This window comes from Arthrobacter sp. 01T428 (assembly GCF_056398685.1).
Genome location: NZ_JBFTPW010000029.1, coordinates 18,972 through 40,241, shown reverse-complemented (window position 1 = coordinate 40,241; position 21,270 = coordinate 18,972). Strand labels below are relative to the sequence as shown.

Annotated in this window: 20 protein-coding genes and 3 pseudogenes; 11 read left to right on the top strand and 12 right to left on the bottom strand. The window is 63.1% G+C overall.

Annotation, left to right across the window (positions count from 1 at the left end):
• Nucleotides 1-88: 88 nt before the first annotated feature.
• The 3 genes from pyrH to rpsB all read right to left on the bottom strand — a co-directional run bounded on the left by pyrH (nucleotide 89) and on the right by rpsB (nucleotide 2,808).
• Entirely contained in the window at nucleotides 89-826 is a 738-nt protein-coding gene (gene pyrH / locus AC1DJB_RS21930; RefSeq protein WP_059387847.1) for a UMP kinase, read from the bottom strand.
• Between the two features lie 146 nt (nucleotides 827-972).
• Nucleotides 973-1,809, bottom strand: a complete 837-nt coding sequence (tsf, locus tag AC1DJB_RS21925) for a translation elongation factor Ts (RefSeq protein ID WP_184735951.1) — start codon at nucleotides 1,807-1,809, stop codon at nucleotides 973-975.
• A gap of 120 nt (nucleotides 1,810-1,929) precedes the next feature.
• Complete coding sequence (gene rpsB / locus AC1DJB_RS21920; protein ID WP_078105731.1) at nucleotides 1,930-2,808, bottom strand: 30S ribosomal protein S2; 879 nt, start codon at nucleotides 2,806-2,808, stop codon at nucleotides 1,930-1,932.
• A 435-nt stretch (nucleotides 2,809-3,243) separates the two neighbouring features.
• Between rpsB and AC1DJB_RS21915 the strand changes: the two are divergent.
• Nucleotides 3,244-3,699: pseudogene (locus AC1DJB_RS21915) on the top strand (M23 family metallopeptidase); the annotation flags it as partial.
• Nucleotides 3,700-3,789: 90 nt separating this feature from the next.
• Here AC1DJB_RS21915 and AC1DJB_RS21910 read toward each other — a convergent pair.
• The gene (locus tag AC1DJB_RS21910) at nucleotides 3,790-4,980 is read right to left on the bottom strand and encodes an acyl-CoA dehydrogenase family protein (RefSeq protein WP_441438321.1); all 1,191 of its coding nucleotides are present in this window, start codon (nucleotides 4,978-4,980) and stop codon (nucleotides 3,790-3,792) included.
• A 138-nt stretch (nucleotides 4,981-5,118) separates the two neighbouring features.
• Between AC1DJB_RS21910 and AC1DJB_RS21905 the strand changes: the two genes are divergently transcribed.
• The 3 genes from AC1DJB_RS21905 (at nucleotide 5,119) to AC1DJB_RS21895 (ending at nucleotide 8,603) form a co-directional block, all read left to right on the top strand.
• The gene (locus AC1DJB_RS21905; protein WP_059387851.1) at nucleotides 5,119-5,991 is read left to right on the top strand and encodes an SGNH/GDSL hydrolase family protein; all 873 of its coding nucleotides are present in this window, start codon (nucleotides 5,119-5,121) and stop codon (nucleotides 5,989-5,991) included.
• Between the two features lie 236 nt (nucleotides 5,992-6,227).
• Complete coding sequence (locus AC1DJB_RS21900) at nucleotides 6,228-7,640, top strand: polysaccharide deacetylase family protein (protein WP_306962766.1); 1,413 nt, start codon at nucleotides 6,228-6,230, stop codon at nucleotides 7,638-7,640.
• Nucleotides 7,641-7,754: 114 nt separating this feature from the next.
• Nucleotides 7,755-8,603, top strand: coding sequence for a DUF427 domain-containing protein (locus tag AC1DJB_RS21895; RefSeq protein WP_441438322.1), 849 nt, complete (start codon nucleotides 7,755-7,757; stop codon nucleotides 8,601-8,603).
• Nucleotides 8,604-8,696: 93 nt separating this feature from the next.
• On the opposite strand, the gene AC1DJB_RS21890 is transcribed toward AC1DJB_RS21895, so the two are convergent.
• From AC1DJB_RS21890 to AC1DJB_RS21880, 3 genes are read right to left on the bottom strand one after another with little or no spacing between them, the layout of a single operon-like run.
• The gene (locus AC1DJB_RS21890) at nucleotides 8,697-9,035 is read right to left on the bottom strand and encodes a putative quinol monooxygenase (RefSeq protein ID WP_306962763.1); all 339 of its coding nucleotides are present in this window, start codon (nucleotides 9,033-9,035) and stop codon (nucleotides 8,697-8,699) included.
• Nucleotides 9,036-9,072: 37 nt separating this feature from the next.
• Nucleotides 9,073-10,074: an aldo/keto reductase family protein gene (locus AC1DJB_RS21885; protein ID WP_441438323.1), complete on the bottom strand. Its 1,002-nt coding sequence runs from the start codon at nucleotides 10,072-10,074 to the stop codon at nucleotides 9,073-9,075.
• Nucleotides 10,075-10,109: 35 nt separating this feature from the next.
• A complete protein-coding gene (locus AC1DJB_RS21880; RefSeq protein ID WP_441438324.1) occupies nucleotides 10,110-11,135 on the bottom strand; it encodes a LacI family DNA-binding transcriptional regulator in 1,026 nt (341 codons plus the stop codon).
• Between the two features lie 129 nt (nucleotides 11,136-11,264).
• Here AC1DJB_RS21880 and AC1DJB_RS21875 point away from each other — a divergent pair.
• Nucleotides 11,265-11,470 (top strand): annotated as a pseudogene (locus tag AC1DJB_RS21875) (SDR family oxidoreductase); the annotation flags it as partial.
• 263 nt (nucleotides 11,471-11,733) lie between these two features.
• On the opposite strand, the gene AC1DJB_RS21870 reads toward AC1DJB_RS21875, so the two are convergent.
• A complete protein-coding gene (locus AC1DJB_RS21870) occupies nucleotides 11,734-12,159 on the bottom strand; it encodes a YybH family protein (RefSeq protein WP_059387857.1) in 426 nt (141 codons plus the stop codon).
• 545 nt (nucleotides 12,160-12,704) lie between these two features.
• On the opposite strand from AC1DJB_RS21870, the gene AC1DJB_RS21865 reads away from it, so the two are divergent.
• Together AC1DJB_RS21865 and AC1DJB_RS21860 are read left to right on the top strand one after the other, a co-directional pair.
• Nucleotides 12,705-12,929, top strand: a complete 225-nt coding sequence (locus AC1DJB_RS21865; protein ID WP_441438325.1) for a helix-turn-helix domain-containing protein — start codon at nucleotides 12,705-12,707, stop codon at nucleotides 12,927-12,929.
• A 516-nt stretch (nucleotides 12,930-13,445) separates the two neighbouring features.
• Nucleotides 13,446-13,867 (top strand): annotated as a pseudogene (locus tag AC1DJB_RS21860) (arsenate-mycothiol transferase ArsC).
• Nucleotides 13,868-14,049: 182 nt separating this feature from the next.
• Here AC1DJB_RS21860 and AC1DJB_RS21855 read toward each other — a convergent pair.
• The 4 genes from AC1DJB_RS21855 to AC1DJB_RS21840 all read right to left on the bottom strand — a co-directional run bounded on the left by AC1DJB_RS21855 (nucleotide 14,050) and on the right by AC1DJB_RS21840 (nucleotide 18,192).
• On the bottom strand, nucleotides 14,050-14,214 hold the full coding sequence (locus tag AC1DJB_RS21855) for a hypothetical protein (RefSeq protein WP_441438326.1): 165 nt from the start codon (nucleotides 14,212-14,214) through the stop codon (nucleotides 14,050-14,052).
• A 29-nt stretch (nucleotides 14,215-14,243) separates the two neighbouring features.
• Nucleotides 14,244-14,471, bottom strand: coding sequence for an SRPBCC family protein (locus tag AC1DJB_RS21850; protein WP_441438327.1), 228 nt, complete (start codon nucleotides 14,469-14,471; stop codon nucleotides 14,244-14,246).
• Between the two features lie 1,589 nt (nucleotides 14,472-16,060).
• Entirely contained in the window at nucleotides 16,061-17,122 is a 1,062-nt protein-coding gene (locus AC1DJB_RS21845) for a glycosyltransferase family 4 protein (RefSeq protein WP_441438328.1), read from the bottom strand.
• Between the two features lie 755 nt (nucleotides 17,123-17,877).
• Nucleotides 17,878-18,192, bottom strand: coding sequence for a MerR family transcriptional regulator (locus AC1DJB_RS21840; RefSeq protein WP_441438329.1), 315 nt, complete (start codon nucleotides 18,190-18,192; stop codon nucleotides 17,878-17,880).
• A 134-nt stretch (nucleotides 18,193-18,326) separates the two neighbouring features.
• On the opposite strand from AC1DJB_RS21840, the gene AC1DJB_RS21835 reads away from it, so the two are divergent.
• The 4 genes from AC1DJB_RS21835 (at nucleotide 18,327) to AC1DJB_RS21820 (ending at nucleotide 21,165) form a co-directional block, all read left to right on the top strand.
• Nucleotides 18,327-18,752, top strand: coding sequence for an Hsp20/alpha crystallin family protein (locus AC1DJB_RS21835; RefSeq protein WP_441438330.1), 426 nt, complete (start codon nucleotides 18,327-18,329; stop codon nucleotides 18,750-18,752).
• 213 nt (nucleotides 18,753-18,965) lie between these two features.
• Nucleotides 18,966-19,409, top strand: a complete 444-nt coding sequence (locus AC1DJB_RS21830) for a J domain-containing protein (RefSeq protein ID WP_476910822.1) — start codon at nucleotides 18,966-18,968, stop codon at nucleotides 19,407-19,409.
• Between the two features lie 247 nt (nucleotides 19,410-19,656).
• Complete coding sequence (locus tag AC1DJB_RS21825; protein WP_307053539.1) at nucleotides 19,657-19,932, top strand: hypothetical protein; 276 nt, start codon at nucleotides 19,657-19,659, stop codon at nucleotides 19,930-19,932.
• Between the two features lie 474 nt (nucleotides 19,933-20,406).
• Nucleotides 20,407-21,165 (top strand): HAD family hydrolase, encoded by a 759-nt coding sequence (locus AC1DJB_RS21820; protein WP_306961451.1) that lies wholly within the window; start codon nucleotides 20,407-20,409, stop codon nucleotides 21,163-21,165.
• Nucleotides 21,166-21,270: the final 105 nt, after the last annotated feature.

The following is a 21,270-nucleotide window of genomic DNA, read 5'->3' as shown; positions in this document are numbered from 1 at the left end:
AATAGTCGCGCCCCGGTCCACGGGCCGCAATGCACAATAAATTTCCGCCCCTGCGGGCGGAAGAGTCCTAGAAATATCCTAGCCCTTGCTAGGGGGTGACCAGGGTGCCCAGCTTTTCGCCGAGGATGGCCCGGGTGACGTTCCCTTCGCCTTCCATGCCGAAGACAACCATGGACAAATTGTTGTCCTTGCACATGGTCATGGCGGTCTGGTCCATGACGCGGATGTCGCGGCGCAGGGCCTCGTCGTAGCTGAGCTTTTCGAGCTTCTCTGCCGTGGGATCCTTCTTGGGATCCGCGGTGTACACGCCGTCCACACCGCTCTTTGCCATGAGGACGACGTCGGCATGCACTTCGAGTGCACGCTGGGCGGCCACGGTGTCGGTGGAGAAGTACGGAAGGCCTGCGCCCGCCCCGAAGATGACGACGCGGCCCTTCTCCATGTGGCGGATGGCACGGCGCGGAATGTAGGCCTCGGCCACCTGGCCCATGGTGATGGCGCTCTGGACGCGGGTCTCGACGCCCGCTTGCTCCAGGAAGTCCTGCAGGGCCAGGCAGTTCATAACTGTGCCGAGCATGCCCATGTAGTCGGCGCGGGAGCGATCCATGCCGCTTTGGGACAGTTCGGCGCCGCGGAAGAAGTTACCGCCGCCGACGACGATTGCCACCTCGACCTCGGACACGGCGGCGGCGATTTGCTTGGCGATGGCGCGGACGGTTTCCGGGTCAACACCAAGCTTTCCGCCGCCGATGACCTCGCCGGACAGCTTCAGCAGTACACGACGACGGGTCTTCTCCGGATGGATTGCAGTGTTCTCGGTTTCCATGGTGCCTTCCCGTTTGTGGACTCTGGCTAGATTATCTTGCTGGGGGCCGGGCAGAAAGCTGCCGGCTCTGGATGCACTCGGCGCGGGCCTGCCGTTGCATGCAAAAGGGGCGGCCACCGAAGTGACCACCCCTTTTGTATGTCTAACTAGTTTCCGACGCGGAAACGGGCAACGGCAGTTGCCTTGACGCCGGCCTCTTCGAGGACCTGCGCAACGGTCTTCTTGGAGTCCTTGGCGAATGCCTGGTCCAAGAGAACTTCGCCCTTGTAGAAGCCCGTCACGCGGCCTTCGACGATCTTGGTGAGAGCGGCTTCCGGCTTGCCTTCGGCCTTGGCGGTCTCTTCGGCGATGCGGCGCTCGGACTCGACCAGCTCGGCCGGGACATCTTCGCGGCTGAGGTAGTTCGGGGCCATGGCTGCAACGTGGACAGCAACATCGTGGGCTGCGGTAGCAGCGGCGTCACCCTCGCCCTCAACGGCGAACAGGACGCCGACCTGGGCCGGGAGGTCCTTGGAGGTCTTGTGCAGGTAAGCGTCAACCGTGCCGCCTTCAATGCGGGCGATGCGGCGGACAACAACCTTCTCACCGAGAACGGCGCCCTCTTCGACGACAACCTCGGAAAGGGGCTTGCCGTCGACGTCGATGGCCAGCAGGGTCTCGAGGTCGGCAGCGCCGGACTCGACGGCGACGGCCAGGACCTTGTCGGCCAGCTGGATGAACTTGTCAGCCTTGGCGACGAAGTCGGTTTCGCAGTTGACCTCGATCATTACGCCCACGCCGTCGGTGACCTTGGCTGCAACCAGGCCTTCGGCGGTGGAGCGGCCTTCACGCTTCGTAGCGCCCTTGAGGCCCTTGATGCGGATGATTTCGATGGCCTTCTCGGCGTCGCCGTTGGCCTCGTCAAGAGCCTTCTTGACGTCCATCATGCCGGCGCCGGTGCGCTCGCGCAGGGCCTTGATGTCAGCAGCAGTGTAGTTCGCCATGTGAACCCCTCTGTCTAGAAATTTATGTGTTTACGGACTGACAGGACGGCAGCCCACCTGGTGGGCCGCCATCCTGTCAGTAGCTCCCCGCACCGAAATCGGCGCGGGAAAGGTCCGGATTTACTTGTCTGCTTCGGCTTCGCCGGCAGCAGCTTCGGTAGCCTCGGCGGCCGGTGCTTCGGCAGCTTCCGCAGCCGGAGCTTCGGCGGCCGGTGCTTCAGCAGCTTCGGCCTTGCTGCCTTCGAGGAGCTCGCGCTCCCACTCAGCCAGCGGCTCTTCGGGGGCCTCTGCAGCACCGGTTGCGCGCTGGTTACGGGCGATGAGGCCCTCAGCAACGGCGTCGGCAACCACGCGGGTCAGCAGGTTTACGGAGCGGATGGCGTCGTCGTTGCCCGGGATCGGGAAGTCGACTTCGTCGGGGTCGCAGTTGGTGTCCAGGATGGCAACAACCGGGATGTTCAACTTCTTGGCTTCGTCAACAGCCAGGTGTTCCTTCTTCGTGTCAACAACCCACAGAACAGAAGGAGCCTTGGTCAGGTTGCGGATACCACCGAGGTTGGTTTCCAGCTTGGTGAGTTCACGCTTGAGGAGCAGGAGCTCCTTCTTGGTGTAACCCGAGCCTGCGACGTCCTCGAAGTTGATCTCTTCGAGTTCCTTCATGCGCTGGATACGCTTGGCAACGGTCTGGAAGTTGGTGAGCATACCGCCCAACCAACGCTGGTTGACGTACGGCTGGCCAACACGGGTAGCCTGCTCAGCAATTGCTTCCTGGGCCTGCTTCTTGGTGCCGACGAACAGGACGGTGCCGCCGTGGGCGACAGTAGCCTTGACGAACTCGAAAGCGCGGTCGATGTAGGACAGCGACTGCTGAAGGTCAATGATGTAGATGCCGTTGCGCTCCGTGAAGATAAATCGCTTCATCTTCGGGTTCCAACGACGGGTCTGGTGTCCAAAGTGGACGCCGCTGTCAAGCAGCTGGCGCATAGTTACGACGGGCATGCCGACGCTCCTTCCGGCAGGTCATTCATGAGAGAGCCACACGGGCCGCTCTTACCCTGCCAATAGTTGACGGTTAATTAGCCGGACCCGAACGGGCCTTGGCTCCTGGCATCCATTGCACTTCTCATCCGGCCAATGACTCGCCGGACCGCAAGAGGCACAATCCTCCGCAGCATTGAATCCGCGAGGATTCGCAATTGGAGGGTTGGATACGCGTAGTCAGCCTGGGACCCCCGCGCAACTGAATGAGAAGCGCTTCTAAACAAGCTTGAGGGCACAGCAAACTGCTCCACCAAGTGTACTACAGCGCCTTCGGCCTCTTGACCGCAAAAGCCACGGGTTCGGCCTCTTTCCTTCGGCAGATTTCCCCCACCGTTTTCCACATAGCCGAACTTGCGGCTTTCGGACCCTGGACGGCCAACGAAGGCTTGTTCCATGAGACCTGCACATCTTCCGGCCTACGTTCTTTTGCTCGTTGCCCTCGGCGCGGCGCCCGCCGTGGCGTCGCCGTCGCCGGACCCAACCGCCTCGCCCGGCGTCCGTCCGGACTGGGCGTGGCCTCTCTCCCCCAAGCCTGCCGTCCTGCGTGGCTTCGACCCTCCGGACAAGCCGTGGCTGAGCGGGCACCGCGGAGTGGATCTGCAAGCAGTCGACGACGGCGTCACGGTCGCCGCCCCCGCCGACGGCACCGTGCGCTTCGTGGGCGTAGTGGTGGATCGTCCGGTGATCACCATCGACCACGGGGACGGATTGCGGAGCAGCTTTGAACCAGTGGACAGCGAACTCGCAAAGGGCGCACCCGTGAGCAAGGGCCAAGCCATCGGAGTATTGAAAACCGGCCACTGCCCGGCATCACCGTGCCTTCACTGGGGAGCGCGGAAGGGGGAGGACTACGTCAACCCGCTCGCCTTCGTCACGGATCTCCGGCCGTCTGTGTTGCTGCCCCTGGATGATGTGCTGTCGCTGGACGATGTGCTGTCGCTAGACGATCGCGGAAATCCCCGTGATCGCCCTCCCCGTCACAAGAGTATTGATTTCGTGGGTTCCCTCGTAGGAGTAGATCGCCTCGGCGTCGGCGAAGATCTTGGCCATCTCGTAGTCCGTGACAATGCCGTTTCCGCCCAGGATGCCGCGGCCCAGGGCAACACTTTCGCGCATGCGGGCCGTGGTGAAGGCTTTCGCCAGCGCGGATTGCTCATCCTTGGCTACCCCGGCATCCTCAAGCTGGGCGAGGCGGACCATCATGCCCATGGAGCTGACTGTGTTGCCCAGAATCTGAACGAGTTGTTGCTGCACCAATTGGAACGATGCCAAGGGCCTCCCGAACTGCATCCGCTCAACCGCGTAGCGGCGGGCAACGTCGAACGCGGCAAGCTGCTGGCCCACAGCCTGCCACGCGACCGAAAGCCGTGTGACTTTGAGGACTTTGTTGGTGTCCCTGAAACTGTTGGCATTGGCCAGCTTGAAGAAGTCCGGGACCACCACGTTTTCGAGGGTGATGTCAGCATTCTGGACGGTCCGCAGCGAGATCTTGTTCTCGATCTTGCTGGCCTTGAATCCAGGGAGGCTCGTATCCACCAGGAAGCCCTTGACCTGATTGTCGTCGAGGTCGCGGGCGAAGATCACAACCCAGTCCGAGAAGGTGGCGTTGCCGATCCACCGCTTGGCCCCGTTGAGGATCCAGTGGTCGCCGTCGCGGCGCGCGGTGGTCCGCGTGCCGCCTGCGACGTCCGAGCCACCCAATGGCTCGGTCAGCCCAAAGGCTCCGATTTTCTTGAGGGAGTATATGTCCGGCAGCCAGGCGTCCTGTTGCTCCTGAGATGCCAACGCCTCGATGGAACCGGTGAACAAGCCGTCGTGGACGCCCATGAACGTGGCAATTGAAGCATCGGCGCGGGTTGCCTCTGCATGGACAAGGCCGGCGAATACGTTGGAATAGCCTTGCCGCCTCACCGGACTGACCAGGTCAATCTCAGCAAGCTTGGGAATCAGGGCCATGGGGAATTCCCCGCGGTTCCAGCAATCGACGGCAATCGGCTTGACCTCACGGGAAAGGAAGGTGCGGATCTCCGCCAGCCGGTCCTGCTCCTTGCCCGTGAGCAATTGCTCAAAGCCATAGAAGTCACCGTCGGCGTACGGGAGATTCTCTAGGTCGATTGCTGCCTTGGACATGGCACTCCTTCACGTAAGTTACTGGTGAGTAACTTACAGCAACGACGGTCCCGCCACAAGCAACGGGTGCACCCCTCTTGACGGTGTGCGTCTTGCATAGCCGTGGCGCGTTAGGCCCGGTAGGAGCAGTATGGAGGGATGAACGCTCCCAGCGCCGAAAGTCCGGCGCAGGGAGGCTCCGTTGGTTCCGGGGCCCGCCTGCACCCGTGGAGCCGTTACGTGGCCCTGGGTGATTCGTTCACCGAAGGGGTAGGAGATCCGGAGCCTCGCAGCCCGGGGGGCTTGCGAGGCTGGGCGGACCGGGTCGCGGAAGAACTGAGTGCCGGCCACGACGACTTCGCTTACGCGAATCTGGCAGTCCGAGGACGGCTGCTCCATCAGATCCTGGATGAGCAGATCGTCCCCGCCCTGGCCCTGCAACCGGATCTGATCACTCTCAATGCCGGGGGCAATGACCTGATCTTCCGCAGAAGCGATCCCGACAAACTCGCCGCCCGGATGGACGCCGGCGTGCAACTCCTCGCCTCTACCGGTGCAACGGTTGTGCTGTTCGCCGGACCGGACTGGGGCGATACGCCCGTGCTGGGACACACCCGCGCCAAGGTAGCCATCTTCAACGAGAACCTGCGCACCATCGCCGCGCGCCACGACGCGGTAATCGCTGATCTTTGGGCCCTGCGTCAACTCACCCACCCTCGAATGTGGGATCCGGACCGGCTGCACTTTTCTCCCCTGGGCCAGCACACCATCGCCATCATGGTGCTCGATACCCTCAACGTCCCCCACACTTTGGAACCGATGACACCGAAAGACCTACCCGGGCGCACGTGGCGTGAAGCACGGACCGATGACATTATCTGGGCACGGGAGCACCTTTTCCCATGGGTCCTGCAACGACTCAAGCAAAGAGTCTCCGACGACGGGCGGCACGCAAAGCGGCCGGATCCAGGCCCCGTGTTCGGCGCCTGGATGCCGCCCGGAACGTTCGTGGAAAACGAGCCACAGAGCTAATTAGCTACATCAGGCCCGCTACCTAAGGGAGCGGCAAAAAGAACGAGTGTTGACCACTCGTTTTTGCGGCTACCTGTTGGCCGTAGCCTCGAAAGTACGCGTGTGTGAGCAAATCACAACCGGGTGCCGCCCGCCGGAACCCAGATCGGACTCCCTCTTCGAGCGGCACCTTCTTGGAAATCAACGAAGGATCACTCGGCGTCTGGTGCATTACCCAGGCTGGGGAGGAGTTGACCATGGGTGCCACGGATAAGCAACAGGGGGCAACTGTATCGCCGCTCGAGAGCCGCGCAGGGCCCGGCGTCTCCGGAATCCGGATCGTTAACCACTTTCGCAAACGCTGGACCGCTTTTGGCAGCACGGCGCTGATTGTTGCCGGCCTGCTGGCCGGAGTGGGGTTCGCCGCGCCGGCGCATGCCGCGGCAAACACGGTGGTCTCGCTAACGTTCGATGACGGCAACGCGGACCAGTTGACGGCCGAAGCCACGCTCAGGAGCCTGGGCCTGGTCGGCACGTTTTTCATCACCACCGGGTGGATCGACCAGCCCACCTACCTCACCACTGCCAACCTCCAGCAGATCGCCGCCGACGGCAATGAAATCGGCGGCCACACCGTCACCCACCCGGATCTTGTGTCCCTGACCCCCGCCGAGTCGACACGGCAGATCTGCAACGGGCGCGTGGCACTGATGAACATGGGCTTCAAAGTCACCAGCTTCGCCTATCCCTTCGCTTCCGAAGACCCCGCCACGGAGGCCCTGGTGAAACAGTGCGGATTCAACAGCGCCCGCGGCCTGGGCGACACTTCCAGCAAGGACCCGGCCTCGGCGACCCTTCCCGCAGCAGACACCATCCCGCCGGCGAATCCCTACGTCACTGCGGCACCGGATGAGGTGGACAGCACCTGGACCCTGCAGAATCTGGAGAACCAGGTGACACACGCCCAAACGACCGGTGGCGGGTGGGTCCAACTGACCTTCCACCACATCGCCGTCGGCACGGATCCCACGCTGACGATCACCCCGGCCTTGTTCAACCAGTTCGCCACCTGGCTGGCACAGCAAAAGACCGCCGGTACCGTCGCCGTTAAGACGGTGGACCAGGTCATCGGCGGGACCCAGCAGCCCGCTGTTCAGGGCCCTGCCGTACCTCCGCCACCCCCTCCGGGGACGAACATGATTCAAAACCCCGGCTTGGAGACCCTGGTCAACACGATTCCGCTGTGCTGGGCCGCAGGCGGGTACGGGACCAACACCCCCGCCTTCGCCGTCGTCTCGCCCGGCCACACCGGCGCCTACGCCGAACAACTCACGCTGACCGGGCGTTCGTCAGGGGACGCGAAACTTCTTCCCGCCCTGGACCTGGGCGGTTGCTCGCCGACCGGGACACCCGGACATCGATATCAGCTGAAGGCCTGGTTCAAATCCACCGCGCCAACCCAGTTTGAACTCTATTACCGCGTCGGTAACGGGTATTGGAAGTACTGGACCGCGAGCCCGTTGGTCCTGGCCGCGGCGAACTGGACCCAAATCACCTGGACCACGCCTCCCCTGCCGGCCGGCGCCTCGGGGATCAGTTGGGGCCTGAACATCCAAGCCAATGGCACCATCACCACCGACGACTACGAAATGTACGACGTCGGCCCCTGATTTTCGGCGTCCCGGCTTGGCTTGACGGCGGCGTGAACTGGCTGGCAGTGAACTCCTCTACCATCGGCTCACGAGGACATTGACCCCGCATGGCCCTGCGCTCACGCTTGAAGCATGGCCACCAAACTATCCGGAGTGATCCTCGGGACCTTCCCGGAGCTGCGCTACGAACCCACCGCCAAACGAATCCTCGCGACCCTGGGCGGGAACACTGTCGTCGACACCCTGCACGCGTGGCTGGTCTGGGAGCCGAAGCGCATTACCCCGATTTATGCGGTGCCGCAGGCCGAACTGCTGGCAGAGCTCAGAGCCGGCGGCCCTGCGGCCGATGTCCCGGAGCTCGGCGTCAGGCTGTCGGCAGGCTCACCGACGTCGCTGGATCCGCGCACCGGGTTCGGCCGGCACACCACCCCCGGCGAACAGCTCGACGTCGTGACAGGGACGACGACGGCGCCAGGGGCAGCGTTCCGTCCGGACGACCCCGACCTTGCCGGGTATGTCGTGTTGGATTTCGCCGCCTTTCAATGGCGCGAAGACGACGAGGAGATCATCGGCCACCCCCGCGACCCCTTCCACCGCGTGGACATCCGGGCCTCCTCCCTGGCCGTGGAGGTCTCCCTCGACGGCGTCACGCTCGCCAAAACGAACGGTGCGCAACTCCTGTACGAGACACTGCTTCCCGTCCGCTACTACATCCCGCCCGGGGACGTGCGGCTCGACCTCATGGAGGAGAGCCCCAAGAGGACCGTGTGCCCCTACAAGGGCGAAGCCCGTTACTGGAGCTACCCCGGCAGCGAGGACGGCAGGAATGTGGCCTGGAGCTACGACACGCGTTTCCGCGACGCCGCGCAGATCCACGGACTGCTGAGCTTCTTCAATGAAAGGGTGGACCTGACCGTCGACGGCCTCCTGCAGGCCCGGCCGGTGACGCCGTGGTCCCGGCCGCAGGACCGGCGGGAATGACGGAGAGGATATTTTCCGAACGGCCCTCGAGCGACATGGGCATGGCGCCCAGACCGATGGCGCTGACCGGAACGGCGCCGATAGCGCGCCGGTTCACAGCCCTGCGCCGACCGTGTCGACCCGGAGTTCGCCCATGCTGTCCCAGCCGGCGCCGTCGAGCTGGCGGCTGATGATCTTCGGGGTCTCGGCGAGGGCGGGCTGCATGGCCGTCAGGCCGGCGGCGAAGTGCGGGGCGTTGACGTGCGCTTCGGCGGCGCCGTCCTGGAAGGCTTCGACCAGCACGTACGTGGAGGGGTCATCGAGGGAGCGAGACCACTCGAACCAGAGGTTGCCCTCCTCGGCACGTGTCGCGGCGGTGAAGTCGGCCACGATCTCCGGCCATTGCGCGGTGAATTCGGGCTTGGTCTTGAATTTGACGACGATGAAGATCACTGGGGATTCCTTGAAGAAGTCGATGCGGGGCGTTGATTCAGGGGCGTTCGAGGAAGGACTCGACCTTGGACGGGTCGCGCTCGACGAGGTCGCCGAGGACCTCGTCGGCCTTGGCGAGAAGCCCGGGGTCCAGGACGACGCCGGCGGCGGTCGCGTTGTCCTTGAGCTGCTCGGGACGGGAGGCTCCGACGATGGCGGCGGAGACGTTCGTGTTCTGCAGGACCCAGGCCACAGCGAACGCGGCCATTGACAGGCCAGCCTGGTTCGCGAGCGGGCGCAAGGCCTGGACAGCTTCGAGCACAGGTTGCTGCATGTAGCGGTGCTCGGTCTTGAACGCGCCGCCGTCGGAGGTGAAGCGCGACGCCGTGGGAGCCGCGGCGCCCGGGGCGTATTTGCCGGTCAGGACGCCCTGGGCGAGCGGGGACCAGACGATCTGGCTCAGGCCGAGTTCTTCGCTTAGCGGAACGACTTCCGGCTCGATGACGCGCCAGAGCATGTTGTACTGGGGCTGGTTCGAGACGAGGTGGATACCGAGCTCCTTGGCGAGGGCGGCGCCCCTGCGGATCTCCTCCGGAGTCCATTCGGAGACGCCGATGTAGTGGGCCTTGCCGGCACGCACGATGTCAGCGAACGCCTGCATGGTCTCTTCGAGCGGGGTTTCGTAGTCGTAGCGGTGGGCCTGGTACAGGTCCACGTAGTCGGTCCGGAGGCGGCGCAGGGAGCCGTTGATGGACTCCATGATGTGCTTGCGGGACAGGCCCCGATCGTTCTTGCCGGGCTGGCCGATCGGGAAGTAGACCTTGGTGAAGATCTCCAGGCCTTCACGCCGGACACCGTCGAGGGCCTCGCCGAGGGCGGTCTCGGCGCGCGTGCCCGCGTAAGCGTCGGCGGTGTCGAAGGTCGTGATCCCGAGGTCCAGGGCCGTCCGGACGCAGGCCGTGGCCGCTTCCTGGTCGATCTGTTCGCCGTGCGTGGTCCAGTTGCCGTACGCGATCTCGCTGACGTACATGCCGGAGTTTCCGAGCTTGCGGTATTCCATGGGATTCCTTGTTCGTTTGGGTGGATTGTGAAAGGTCAGCGGGAGCCCGCCCGGAGGCGGCGGGGCGGTGCGGTCGAGCCGCGCACCACGAGACTGGGCTCGATGCGCCCGACGGCGGCCGGGGCCCCCGCCAGGGCCGCAACCAGCGCTTCGGCTGCGAGGCGACCTTGCTCGGCGACGCCGTGGTCCATCGTCGTGAGACCCACGACGCCCGCGAGCTCGTGGTTGTCGTAGCCGACGATGGAGAAATCGTCCGGGACGCTGAGCCCGGCCCCGCGGAGCGTGGCCATTGCCCCGAAGGCGATCTCGTCCGACGCCGCGACAAGCGCCGTCGGCGGTTCCTCCGCGGTGAGCAGTGCGGCCATGGCGGCCGCACCGGCGTCGACCGTGTTCTCCACGACGTGCTCAAGGCCCGGATCCGGGGGAAGGCCCGCCTCGGCCAGTGCCTCTCGGTAGCCGAGGAGCCGCTCGGCCGGCGGCACGCCGCCGAGGGTCGAACCTGGACCGGCACGCAGGCCGACGAAGGCGATGCGCTCATGACCGAGATTGATCAGATGACGCGCCGCGGCGCGTCCGCCGATCCGGTCCTCCACCTGGACGGAGGACGCGCCCGCACTCTCCGAACCGACAAGCGCGAGGACCTGCCCCTGCGCCTTGAGCGACGCGAGCTCCTCCGACCCGAGTTGAAGGGCTACGACGAGCGCACCATCGGAGCGCCCGTGCAGGCGCGGGCTCGCGAAGAAGCCGGCCCGCAGCTCGACGGTGGACAGCTCAGTCAACAGGACGTCATAGCCTTCGCGGCTCAGCACCCGCCCGGCGGCAGCAATAACCTCGGCGAAAAACCACTTCGTGAGAAGAGGGACGACGACGGCGACGGTGCGCGTGCGCCCCGTCGCGAGGCGGGACGCACTCGGCGACGCGACATACCCCAACTCCACAGCGGCATCCCGCACACGCTTGCACGTTGTCTCCGAAATGCCGGGGACCCCGCGCAGGGCTCGGGACACCGTGGAAATCGAGACGCCAGCGCGGTCGGCGACAGCCTGGACGGAAACAGTCATGTGATCAGCCTAACGTCCGCAAAGATTGGTTCGCAAGCGCTTGCGATCGATAAGTCAACGGTAAGTCAACAGAGGGCGGCATGCCACCTCATCCGGCCTGGAGGACCAAACTGTTGCCCAATTTCCACTATTGACCCCGGACCTGCGCCCATTCGGACATCATGGGCGGCACCCTCACCGAGGAACGCAAAGCGGAAATGTCCCAGGGGATCATGATGGGCCGAGTGGGCACCCGCGAAGAAGTAGCCGCACTGATGAGTTTCCTCCTCGGTGCGGACGCGGGCTACATCACCGCAGCAACGTACGACATCAACGGCGGCCTCCAGGTCTCCTGATCGTTCACAGACACCAAAAGGTGCGCCCCCCGGCTTTTCAGCTGCGGGGGCACACCGACGGCCGTATGGCCGGGGCCGAGCTAGCGCCCTGGTGCTGCATCGTTGGTCCAGCCGTATCGGTCCCGAAAACCGAAGGCCCTTAGCCTCGTCAACGAAAGTCGGATTCGTTGGTCGCGTCCTGGCCCGCGAATCAAAGCATCGGCGGGAACAGTCCGATCAGATCCTCACGCGCGGCGCGGCTGCGCCTTCGTGGATCGCAAAACTCACTTCGTGGGGCGGATCGGTCCGTCGGGATGCCGTGCCATCAACGGGTCGGCGTGGCGACTGACCACTTGCCATCCGTCGCCTTCCAACCGAAAAGTGGTCGTAACGCGCAAGTCGAAGGGCGACGGTTCGTCGCGACCGCCCACCTTGGTCTCCCAATGCTCGTGCTCGAACAGCGTGACAAGATCTGCGCCGACGTAACGCGAAACTTCCTCAAACCGAACTGGCCTGCCATCGCGGAAGTTTGATGAAGCGAAGTCCAGCGCCTGTGAAACCGCATCCCAGCCGCGCGAAGAGCCGCCGAAGGGATTCGCTAGAAGCACGTCCTCGCTCCGCGCGTACATTGCCTTGATGGGCTCCGGATCGCCCTCGGCAAATACGTGTAGTCCCGAGTGGTATTGCTCGATTACCCGCCCAATGTCCATGACTGCCCTCCGATCTGATATCTACACCAGCGTCGCTAGTCACACAAGGGCTGGATTCAAGGATGACCCACGTCCCTGTTGGAGGCTTTCAGCCGGAGTCGGGAGCGATTCCGACCGGATGGCTACCTTAGATCTCCAAAACGAGAGTGCCCCTTCCCAGTATTTCTGCAGGTCAGGGGCACATTTCGGGTAGGGCTACTCGGACTTGAACCGAGGACCTTAGGATAATGATTTCGCGTTTTTCATCAGTATTCGGTGGATGCCAAAAATGCCTAGATTCCGCGGCAAAATGGCCCAAATGGGCGTTTTAGGTGCTCATCATTTTTCATTACGCTTCGTTGTTTCCGGTGGGTAAACGGTGGGCGAATCGGCGCTTCCACAGATGCTGCCGCAGGATTCTGGCTGGCCTTTGGACCCGTAGTATACGAGGCTTGGCGGCCAGCTTCACCAGCCCCCGTCATGCCGTCTCCTTCTCGCGCCCCATGAAGTAGGAACACAGCTGGCGCTTCCGCCGGCGACCAACCGCGGACAATACGGGGACACCAATGACAACGACGCCAGAACGCAGTGAAACGCTGGAAACGCTGGAAACGGCCGAAGAACAATGGCTGAGCCCGAGGGACATTTGTGCCGAGTTACACATTCCTGAGCAGACCTCCTACCAGTGGCGGGTGAAGCACATTGGTCCTCGCGCCTACCGGATCGGCCGACACCTACGGATGAGCCGGAGCGACTTCAACTCGTGGTTGTCCTCGCATCTGGAAGACTAGATCCTGCATCTTTGCTGTTTGTCGTTCTGACACCACATCATCGCTGGGCGGCGCCTGCGCGCAACCAGGGCGCGATGCGCCGCACGTGACTCAAAATTTCGTTCGGCGCTCCTACGTCGCTTATTTCCTCGCGAATTTTTGAATCACGCCCGGTTCCCCAAGTTGCGCTCCAGCCCCTCATGCCCAGCGTAGGTCCCCGTATCAGAACGACGCCGACATCCAATGGCAGCGGGAGGGAAGACGAACATTCTTAGGGCCTTCGAGGTGAGCCATCGGTGTCATAGTTTGGTCAGGATGCCCGCAACTTGGTCCAGGGCGCCGGGGATCAGGGAGTGATCACCATGGGCGGGACTCCGGCCCGATCTACGCAGGCAAGCGTCCCGAAGACTCGGAACTTACCGACCCCGCATGCCAGTCACTGGAGACCGTCGGGGCAATCCGCGACGAAATCCACGACCGCGTCAAAACCCTCGTGGCCTCGCTCCTGGCCACGGAACAGAAGGAAGAACCCCCCGCATGACCGAGACACCCAAGACCTTTGCCGTCCTGTTTGTCTGCAGCAAGAACGGCGGCAAGTCCAGCTCGCCGCCGGGCTCATGCGGGACCTGGCCGGAGACGCCGTGGCGGTCTACTCCGCCGGAACCAAACCAGGAAGGTCCTTGAACCCGGAATCCGTTGAGTCTTTGAACGAGCTCGGCATCGACGTCACGGGCGAGCACCCCAAACCAGTCACTGACGAGGTCCTCGAGTCCGTGGACGTCGTCGTTGTGCTCGGCACCGAAGCCAAACTCGAACCCCACGGCACGGCCCGGTTCGAGGTCTGGGAAACCGACGAGCCCTCGAACCGCGGCATCGAAGGCATGGAACGCATGCGCCTGGTCCGCGACGACATCAAGGCCCGCGTCCAAAAGCTCCACACCGAACTCGCCGGAAAGTAGATCGCCTGCGTTTGTTGGGTCGTCGATTTCGGGACGCTGCGGCCATGGGGAGTGAAGGGCTCGCCGGGCAACCGGTATCGGTTCTTCGGATAGTTGGTTTTGACTCATGCTTGCCGGCGACGAATGGATCCATTAGCGGTCCATAGCGGACGATCCTCGGGCCAGGGAGTGAGAAGAGCCTACTATTCGACTTCGCCGTCTGTGATGCTTCCTCGCCAGGCGCCGGTTTCGACTTCTCGGCCTTCGATGAACTCCTTGAAGTGTTCCAGGTCCTTCTTGACTTGCCGGTCATCGAGGCGTGTAGACGCGCCGAGGTGCTCAAGCGTCGTCCGTGGTTCCCAGGTCATGTTGACCGTGATCCGGGTCTCGGTGGGGCTCAGGGGCCGGAACGAGATGCTTCCCGAATTATGCGGGCCGTCTGTGCTTCCCAGCTGATGGTGTCATCGGGGATCTGGGCGGTGATCCTGGCGTCGAACTCGCGCCGGACTCCCGCGATGTCGGTGGTGAAATGCACGGTGGTGTCGTCGATTTGCCTGACGCTTTCGACGCCGTGCCTGAAGCGAGGAAATTCCTCGAACTGCGCGAAACGAGGGAACTTCCGCAAGCTGATATGCCACTCCCCTGCGGCACCAGTACCCCCGCACCGCCGAACCAACGTCGGCGCCGGAAGGAGGTGCAATCGCCCTATGTAATGACGGGACGCTTTCCTATCCAGCGAACCACTGCGTCCCGCTATGTTCCAGTGCGCCTGCTTGCACCGGATGTGGAGTTCGAACAAGTCTGTGAAGACCATTCAAAGATTGCCAGCAAAGGTCGGGTCGAGCTTTCACTGCTTCCCCCAGTACAGGCGGGCAGGATGTCACCGCGTTCAAACCCGAATATTGGTGGGCCCCGGGCCTTCACTGCACCAAGTCAACCCCGAACCGCCGAGGCGACCAGCTCGAAGCAAGCTCTGTGTCAGGGGTCCGGCTGCAGCAGAGGTTTCACCCTTCCGGTCTCGTGTGCCAGAGCCGCCCCGGGACAGGCTCTTCGAAGACGGTCCTGTTGTTGGGCAGGACCACCGGCAAAGTCCGAGTACCGAGCGGAATTCCGTGGAGCCTGAAGAGGAAATCTGATCCTGCTCGAACTCGGATCATTATCGCTCCTTTGTGGATCGCAGACTTCTCGGTCCGCCGGGAATCAGAAGAGTCTTCCCGAGTGCCGTCGTCAGTCGCCGTGGTTGCAATTATCGATCCCGCGGCCGGAGTGCTGCGGTTGACATCGGCTCATGAGGCCAAATGTCATTCGTCAGCGTCCTCGGGCGTGTTCTTTAGGACCCGCCAAGACCAAATTCCAGCGGCGGCAAACATCGCGGCTAGAACCCCGTAAACCCACGCCGACGGCTGCGGGGATTCTCGGAGTGCTACCCCTGTAAAGGCAACGGTTAGTATCAAGAAGAATAGAATGGTGACTTTTCGCGCTCTTCTGGTCAAGGTTTCCTTCTTGGTCTCGTCGGACTAATGCCAATGCCAGCATCAACCAAGGACCTTTCCAAATAGGCCTCCGACTTGGCCGGCCAACCCGCCGATTGCCCCAAGAACTGCTCCTGATCCTAAACCATTGAAAGTCGCGTCGGACACTTGCGCTGGACTTTCTCCGTTGAGTGAGGCTCCTACTCCGGCACCAATCGCGTTCCCTAATCCGCCAGCCAGTATTCCCAACCCGATTGCGCCGGCCAAACCCGTTACGAGAGGTACGCCGGCAAGGATCCCTGCACTAACTACATCAGTGCCGACCAAGGGACCAACCAAGTCGTCGATTCCAAACAAACCAGTGGCATCGTGAAAATTGATGGGGTTGGCTCCGGCGTATAGGTAGCGGTTGGCTTCCTGTCCGGAAGGGTCTGCCGCCTAGACGGAAAGGGAACTGCCGCAGGTGGAAAGAACGCCTGTTCCGCTCCGACGGCATCATGAGCTGTCTGCTCTTTTCAGGTAATCGCGCGACGACGAGCGGTCATCCAATCATGCGGAGGCCAATACGTCTGAACGGAAAGTCCGCTTTCCCAGAACCTCCTGCACCCGTGGGTCGGAGCCCCGGCCTTGGCGATGGCCCGGCGGCGTGAAACCGTAGCGATCCAAGCGGCGATACTCGGCCAAAGCATTTACTAAGGGACAAGTACGGCAGAGGGTGATCAGGGCCGGAGAATCGATTGACTTATAGATTTTGGCTCGATGGGACCGAATCCGGAACCCGGCCCCCGCGCTGATCCTCGATGAGCTCGGCGAACAGCCGCAAATGGTCAGCCACCATGCGCTCCGCGCTGAATCGCTGCTCCACCTGAGCTCGGCACTGCGCACGGCTCAGGCCCGCTGCCGCCGGGATCATGGCCGCGAGATCATCGATGGAGGCAAGGTAACCGGTTATTCCATGGGTTACGATTTCCGGCGCCGAACCGAACGGCGTTCCCAACACCGGTGTCCCGGTGGCGAGAGCTTCAATCATGACCAGACCGAAGGGCTCGGCCCAATGGATCGGGTTGAGGAACGCGAGCGCTTCGCCCATGAGGTGGTATTTTTCGGCGTCGTCAGCTTCGCCGGTGAAGTCCTCGTTGGAACCGAGGATCGGTTTGATGACTTCCTCGAAGTACTTGATCTCCTCCGGGGCGCGCATCTTGGCCGCGATACGAAGCGGCACCCCCGCCTGACGGGCGATCTTGATGGCTTCCAGGACCCCCTTGTCCGGGCTCATCCGCCCCACGAAACAAAGGTAGCCGCCTTGGCCGGTGCCTACGGGCACGGAGGAGAGATCGATGCCGTGGTGGATCACTGCACAGACCGGCACACCGGGCGACCGCGAAGCCTGATCCCGGGAGATCGCGATGATTGAGGCGCTTCCTCCGATCGCCCGGTAAACCTCCTGGGCCGCCGGGGTGAGTAGGCCGTGGATCGTCGTCACCACGGGCACACCCGGCGGTCGCCCGCAGTACAGGGTGCCGGCCAGCGTGTGGTCATGGATGATGTCCACCTCCCCGAGCCCCTCGTAAGCCCTGACCACGTGGCTGAGCTCGGAGAGGGTGAAGCCAAGCTCCTTCGGGTTCGAGGTTCTCATCCCCGGCACCCGGCGGACGGGGCACCGACTGTCCGAGGACGCTGCCAACAACACCTCATGCCCAGCCTTGGCAAACCCCCGCGCCAGCAGGTCCACGACACGTTCGGTGCCGCCATAGGTCACCGGGGGAACGGGAATCCATGGTCCTGCAACCAGTCCTATCCGCATTTCTTGCCAGCCTTCCAGGAAACCGGCCCGGACTCTCTCTCCGCACCGGCACGCCAAACTATCCGAAGGCCTCTGCCTAACCTCTGCACTGACTATTACCTCGGAGATGCACACAGGACAAGTGCTACTGCGGAGTAGGCAATCATAATTGCTTCTCATCATCGAGCGCGTCCGTCACCGCCACCAGGATCATCGGCCGGACCGGTCCATCCGTCGATTGGGGAGGACTGTCCTGTCTTTCGGGCGGGATGTTCCAGACCGTCTTTCTTCGGCTTCAATGACCGAGACCGGACGAGGGACCACCATCGGCCATCAGAGCAAGGAGGCGGCCGAGCCGCACTGTCTTCGCCCGATGGGGCCGTGGCATCCGTCCCCAAATGACCAGACCTGGGCGAGAGTCCGCCGGCTGGCCTCCTCCTTGATGAAAGAGAAGGCAGTGATGGCCGCCGTGCGGGAATCCGTCGACGGGAAACCCCTACGCTAGAGCCGCGTCAGTCTCGCGCGGGCTTTTCATCGCATCGTCCTTCACGGTGGGCCGCGGTCGAGCAAACAGGCCTGTTTCGGGTTCACCGGTAGCCACGGGCTGACCGCCCAACCGCGGCGGTCGGCCCCTGTTCTTCACCGTTCACCGTTCACCGGGTGTACCCTTATCACGTTCCCGGAACCGGACCGGGTCCTTTTGCTCCCGAGGTTCAGCGAGGGACCACCATGGAGACAGCATGGGGCGCGGCGCCCTCTCCGTTATTGCATGCTCATCATGACCGGGGCCGGGCGGTGTCCCGTGGAGTGTTCGCGGACCTGAGTTCCGCCTCGAGGCGCCGGTTGTCGGCTTCGAGGACCAGGACCATCCGGACGCCGGCAAGGTTCAGCCCCAGCTCCAGCAGCTCACCAATCCGCCGCAATGTCACGAGATCGTTCTCGCTGTACTGGCGGGTCCCGCCCAGGGTCCTGCCCGGTTCCAACAAGCCTTTGCGTTCATAGAGGCGCAGGTTCTGTTGCCCCGTTCCCACCAGCTCGGCGGCAACGGAAATCGCRTACACGCCCCTCCCCCGATCGTCGGTCTGTCCCATCGGGCACCTCCRAAATCCGTCGAAAATCAGGCTTGCCCCGACCCCTGCGCAGTGCTATAAGAAATATATACCAGCCACCATAGATCGGCTGGGTTGACAACAAAAAAGCTGCGATCTGCAAGGAGTGACACACCATGCTGATGCGAACGGACCCCTTCCGTGAATTCGACCGGCTCGCCGAACAAGTACTCGGCACSACAACCCGGCCGGCGGCCATGCCGATGGACGCCTGGCGGGAAGGCGAGGACTTCGTGGTCGCCTTCGATCTGCCCGGAGTCAACGTGGACTCGGTGGACATCGACGTCGAACGCAACGTSCTGACCGTCAAGGCCGAGCGCCCGGACCCCGTCGGCGAGGGCACGGAACTGATTGCCTCCGAACGCCCSCGCGGCGTCTTCAGCCGACAACTCATYCTCGGCGACGCACTGGACACCGACGGTGTCAARGCGAACTACGACGCCGGCGTCCTGACCCTGCGCATTCCGGTSGCGGAGAAAGCAAAGCCGCGCCGCATCGAAATCGAAACCACCGGACAACAGCGCCAGGAGATCAACGCCTRACCACCGGCGCAGCCTCACGGACCGGGAGCACCACAGCGGCCCACCATGTRAAGAGGGCGGTCGGGTTCACAGACCACGCCACAGCGCGAGCAGCGCACGGATGGATGAGGCCCCGGGGATGACTCCCGCAACGATGGTCCCCGGCCGAACCGGCCGGGGACCATCCACCTCCCACGAGAACACCCCGCATCTAAGACACARAACACGCCAACGATGAGGAACAACCGCCCCGACCTTTAYGGCATCCTGCATATCGCCCCCACCGCCACGGCCCGCGAGGTAACCCGCKCCTACCGCACCCTCATGCGCGGCCTGCACCCCGACACCCGGGCGGCCCATGCACCCCGTGAACACCCCAGCCTGGCGGAACAGCAATTACAGGAAGAGCTCCAGGACATCATGGCCGCCTACGCCATCCTCGGCAACCCGGAAAAGCGGGCGGCCTATGACCGGGAGCACCCGCGTCCAGCCGCGAACGCCAAGCCGCAGCGGCCCGACGCCGCCTCCGTGCGTATCCCAGGGCAGTTGCTTCCCGCCGCGTCGCTGCTGATCGGACCGGTCATCTGGGAGCCGCCCTCCGGACGGTCCCTGAGGTCGCCGGGCCGGCAGCTTCATATCCCCAGCCGCTACGCCCTGATCCTGCGGATTAGGCGTTGAGGGCCGAAAACCAACCACGCAATCGCAAGGAGCCCCATGAGTACCTGCACCCACACGACAGTCAATTGACGCGCGCGTCCCAAGAACGCTTCGAAAAGCGCTGGGGCAAGGAACAGCGCCGCTCCAAGGAATTCATCTGTGAACCCAGCACTGAATACCGTGCCCGGACTAGCCAGAAGCCTCCTGCCATGGTCCGGGCTCCGATAGATAATATCCGGACTACCAAATCAATTACCCGGAGTACACCATGCCCCCTCCACAGATCAGCCAGTTCCTCGAGGACTGCATCATCAAAGATGACACGAACGATTCAGGACTCAACGCCGACACGTTTTACGGGCTCTACGTCAGCTGGTGCTCCCTGAACCGCAAAGTCCCCCTCCCCGACCATGCCTTCCGCACGGCCCTCCGGATCGCGGGCCTCCAGACGGAAAAGAACGGCAAAGGCAAGAAGGGCATCTTCCAAGGCTTGCGCATGACAGGACCAGCCGCAGTGGACTACATCCTCAACAGCAGCGACTAAGCCCGGACACATAGCACCTGCGGCACGGCAAGTAGGGCAGTATGGAGCGATGAATGCGCCCACCGCAGCGGGGGCCGCGAGGCTGCGCGGAACGGGTGCCGAAGAACCGAGAGCACCGGCCCAGGGCAAGGAAACGCGCCAATGCCCGGTGTCACCCTTGCCGGGCATTGGCGCAGCTACCGCCGAGAGCATCTTCCAAGGAAATCACCCTCGTGCCGATCGTAAGCCGTGGACACGGTCCGCCGCCTGAGTACCGGCTACCTGTTTCTACCGTGAAGGGCCCGGGCTGGCACCATTCCTGGTGATCTGCGCGGCCTTCGCAAAAAGACGTCGGGCGTTCATTTCGGTAAGTATACTTACCATATTCTTCTGCACTCCGAGGGCCGGACGGACAAGGACCGCCCACCTACGGAAGCGTTGCCCGGAATCTCCTCGTGGCCCGCGGCGCGAGCAGCCATAGGAAGGTTGCCACTCATGAATGACCAATCGAAGAGCGCTAAAGACGTCGGGGTCCTGTTCGACGTGGACGGAACCCTGGTTGATTCCACCTATTTCCACACATTGGCGTGGTGGCAGGCCTTCCGGCAACAGGAACTGGATGTGCCCATGGCATTAATCCACCGCCACATCGGCATGGGCGGAGACAAACTGCTTGAACGGCTGCTCCCGGAGGATTCCGATCGGGATTTCCGCGCTACAGTCGAGCGAGCCCACGGCTCAATATTCTCGACCTTCTGGCCCGCTATCCGGCCCTTCGACTCGGCAAGGGCCCTCCTGCAATCGTGTGCGGAATCAGGATTGGCCGTGGCGTTGGCCTCCTCGGCACGCGAGCAGGATCTTCGGGTGCTCCGAAGCATTCTCGACGCCGAACCCTGGATCGACTGTGCGACAAGTTCAGCCGACGCTACTGAGAGCAAGCCCTCCCCCGACATTCTTCTGGCCGCACTTGAAAAGCTGCATCTAAACGCAGCAGATGTGGCATTTGTCGGCGATTCCGTCTGGGATGTCAAGGCTGCGGCCCGGCTCGGCATCGAAACCATCGGCCTCACGTGCGGCGGGATCAGTGCAGCCGAGCTTTTCGAAGCAGGAGCGGTCGAGGTCTATTCGGGGCCAAGAGCACTCCTCCACCGACTGGACGCCAGCTCCATTGGAATACTTGCACACCGGAACGATAGCGAGGAACTCACCAGTGGAGCGGCCCCGGGCACGCCAACGGACGACGCGTCGCGATAGTCGCCGCAGGAAGTATCGTCCGACCCGGACCATTCCCCGTTCGGTTCGCGGACTTCTCCCCGCCGGATTGGCGGACAGGGGGTTCCGCTCGGAAGCTAAGCATGC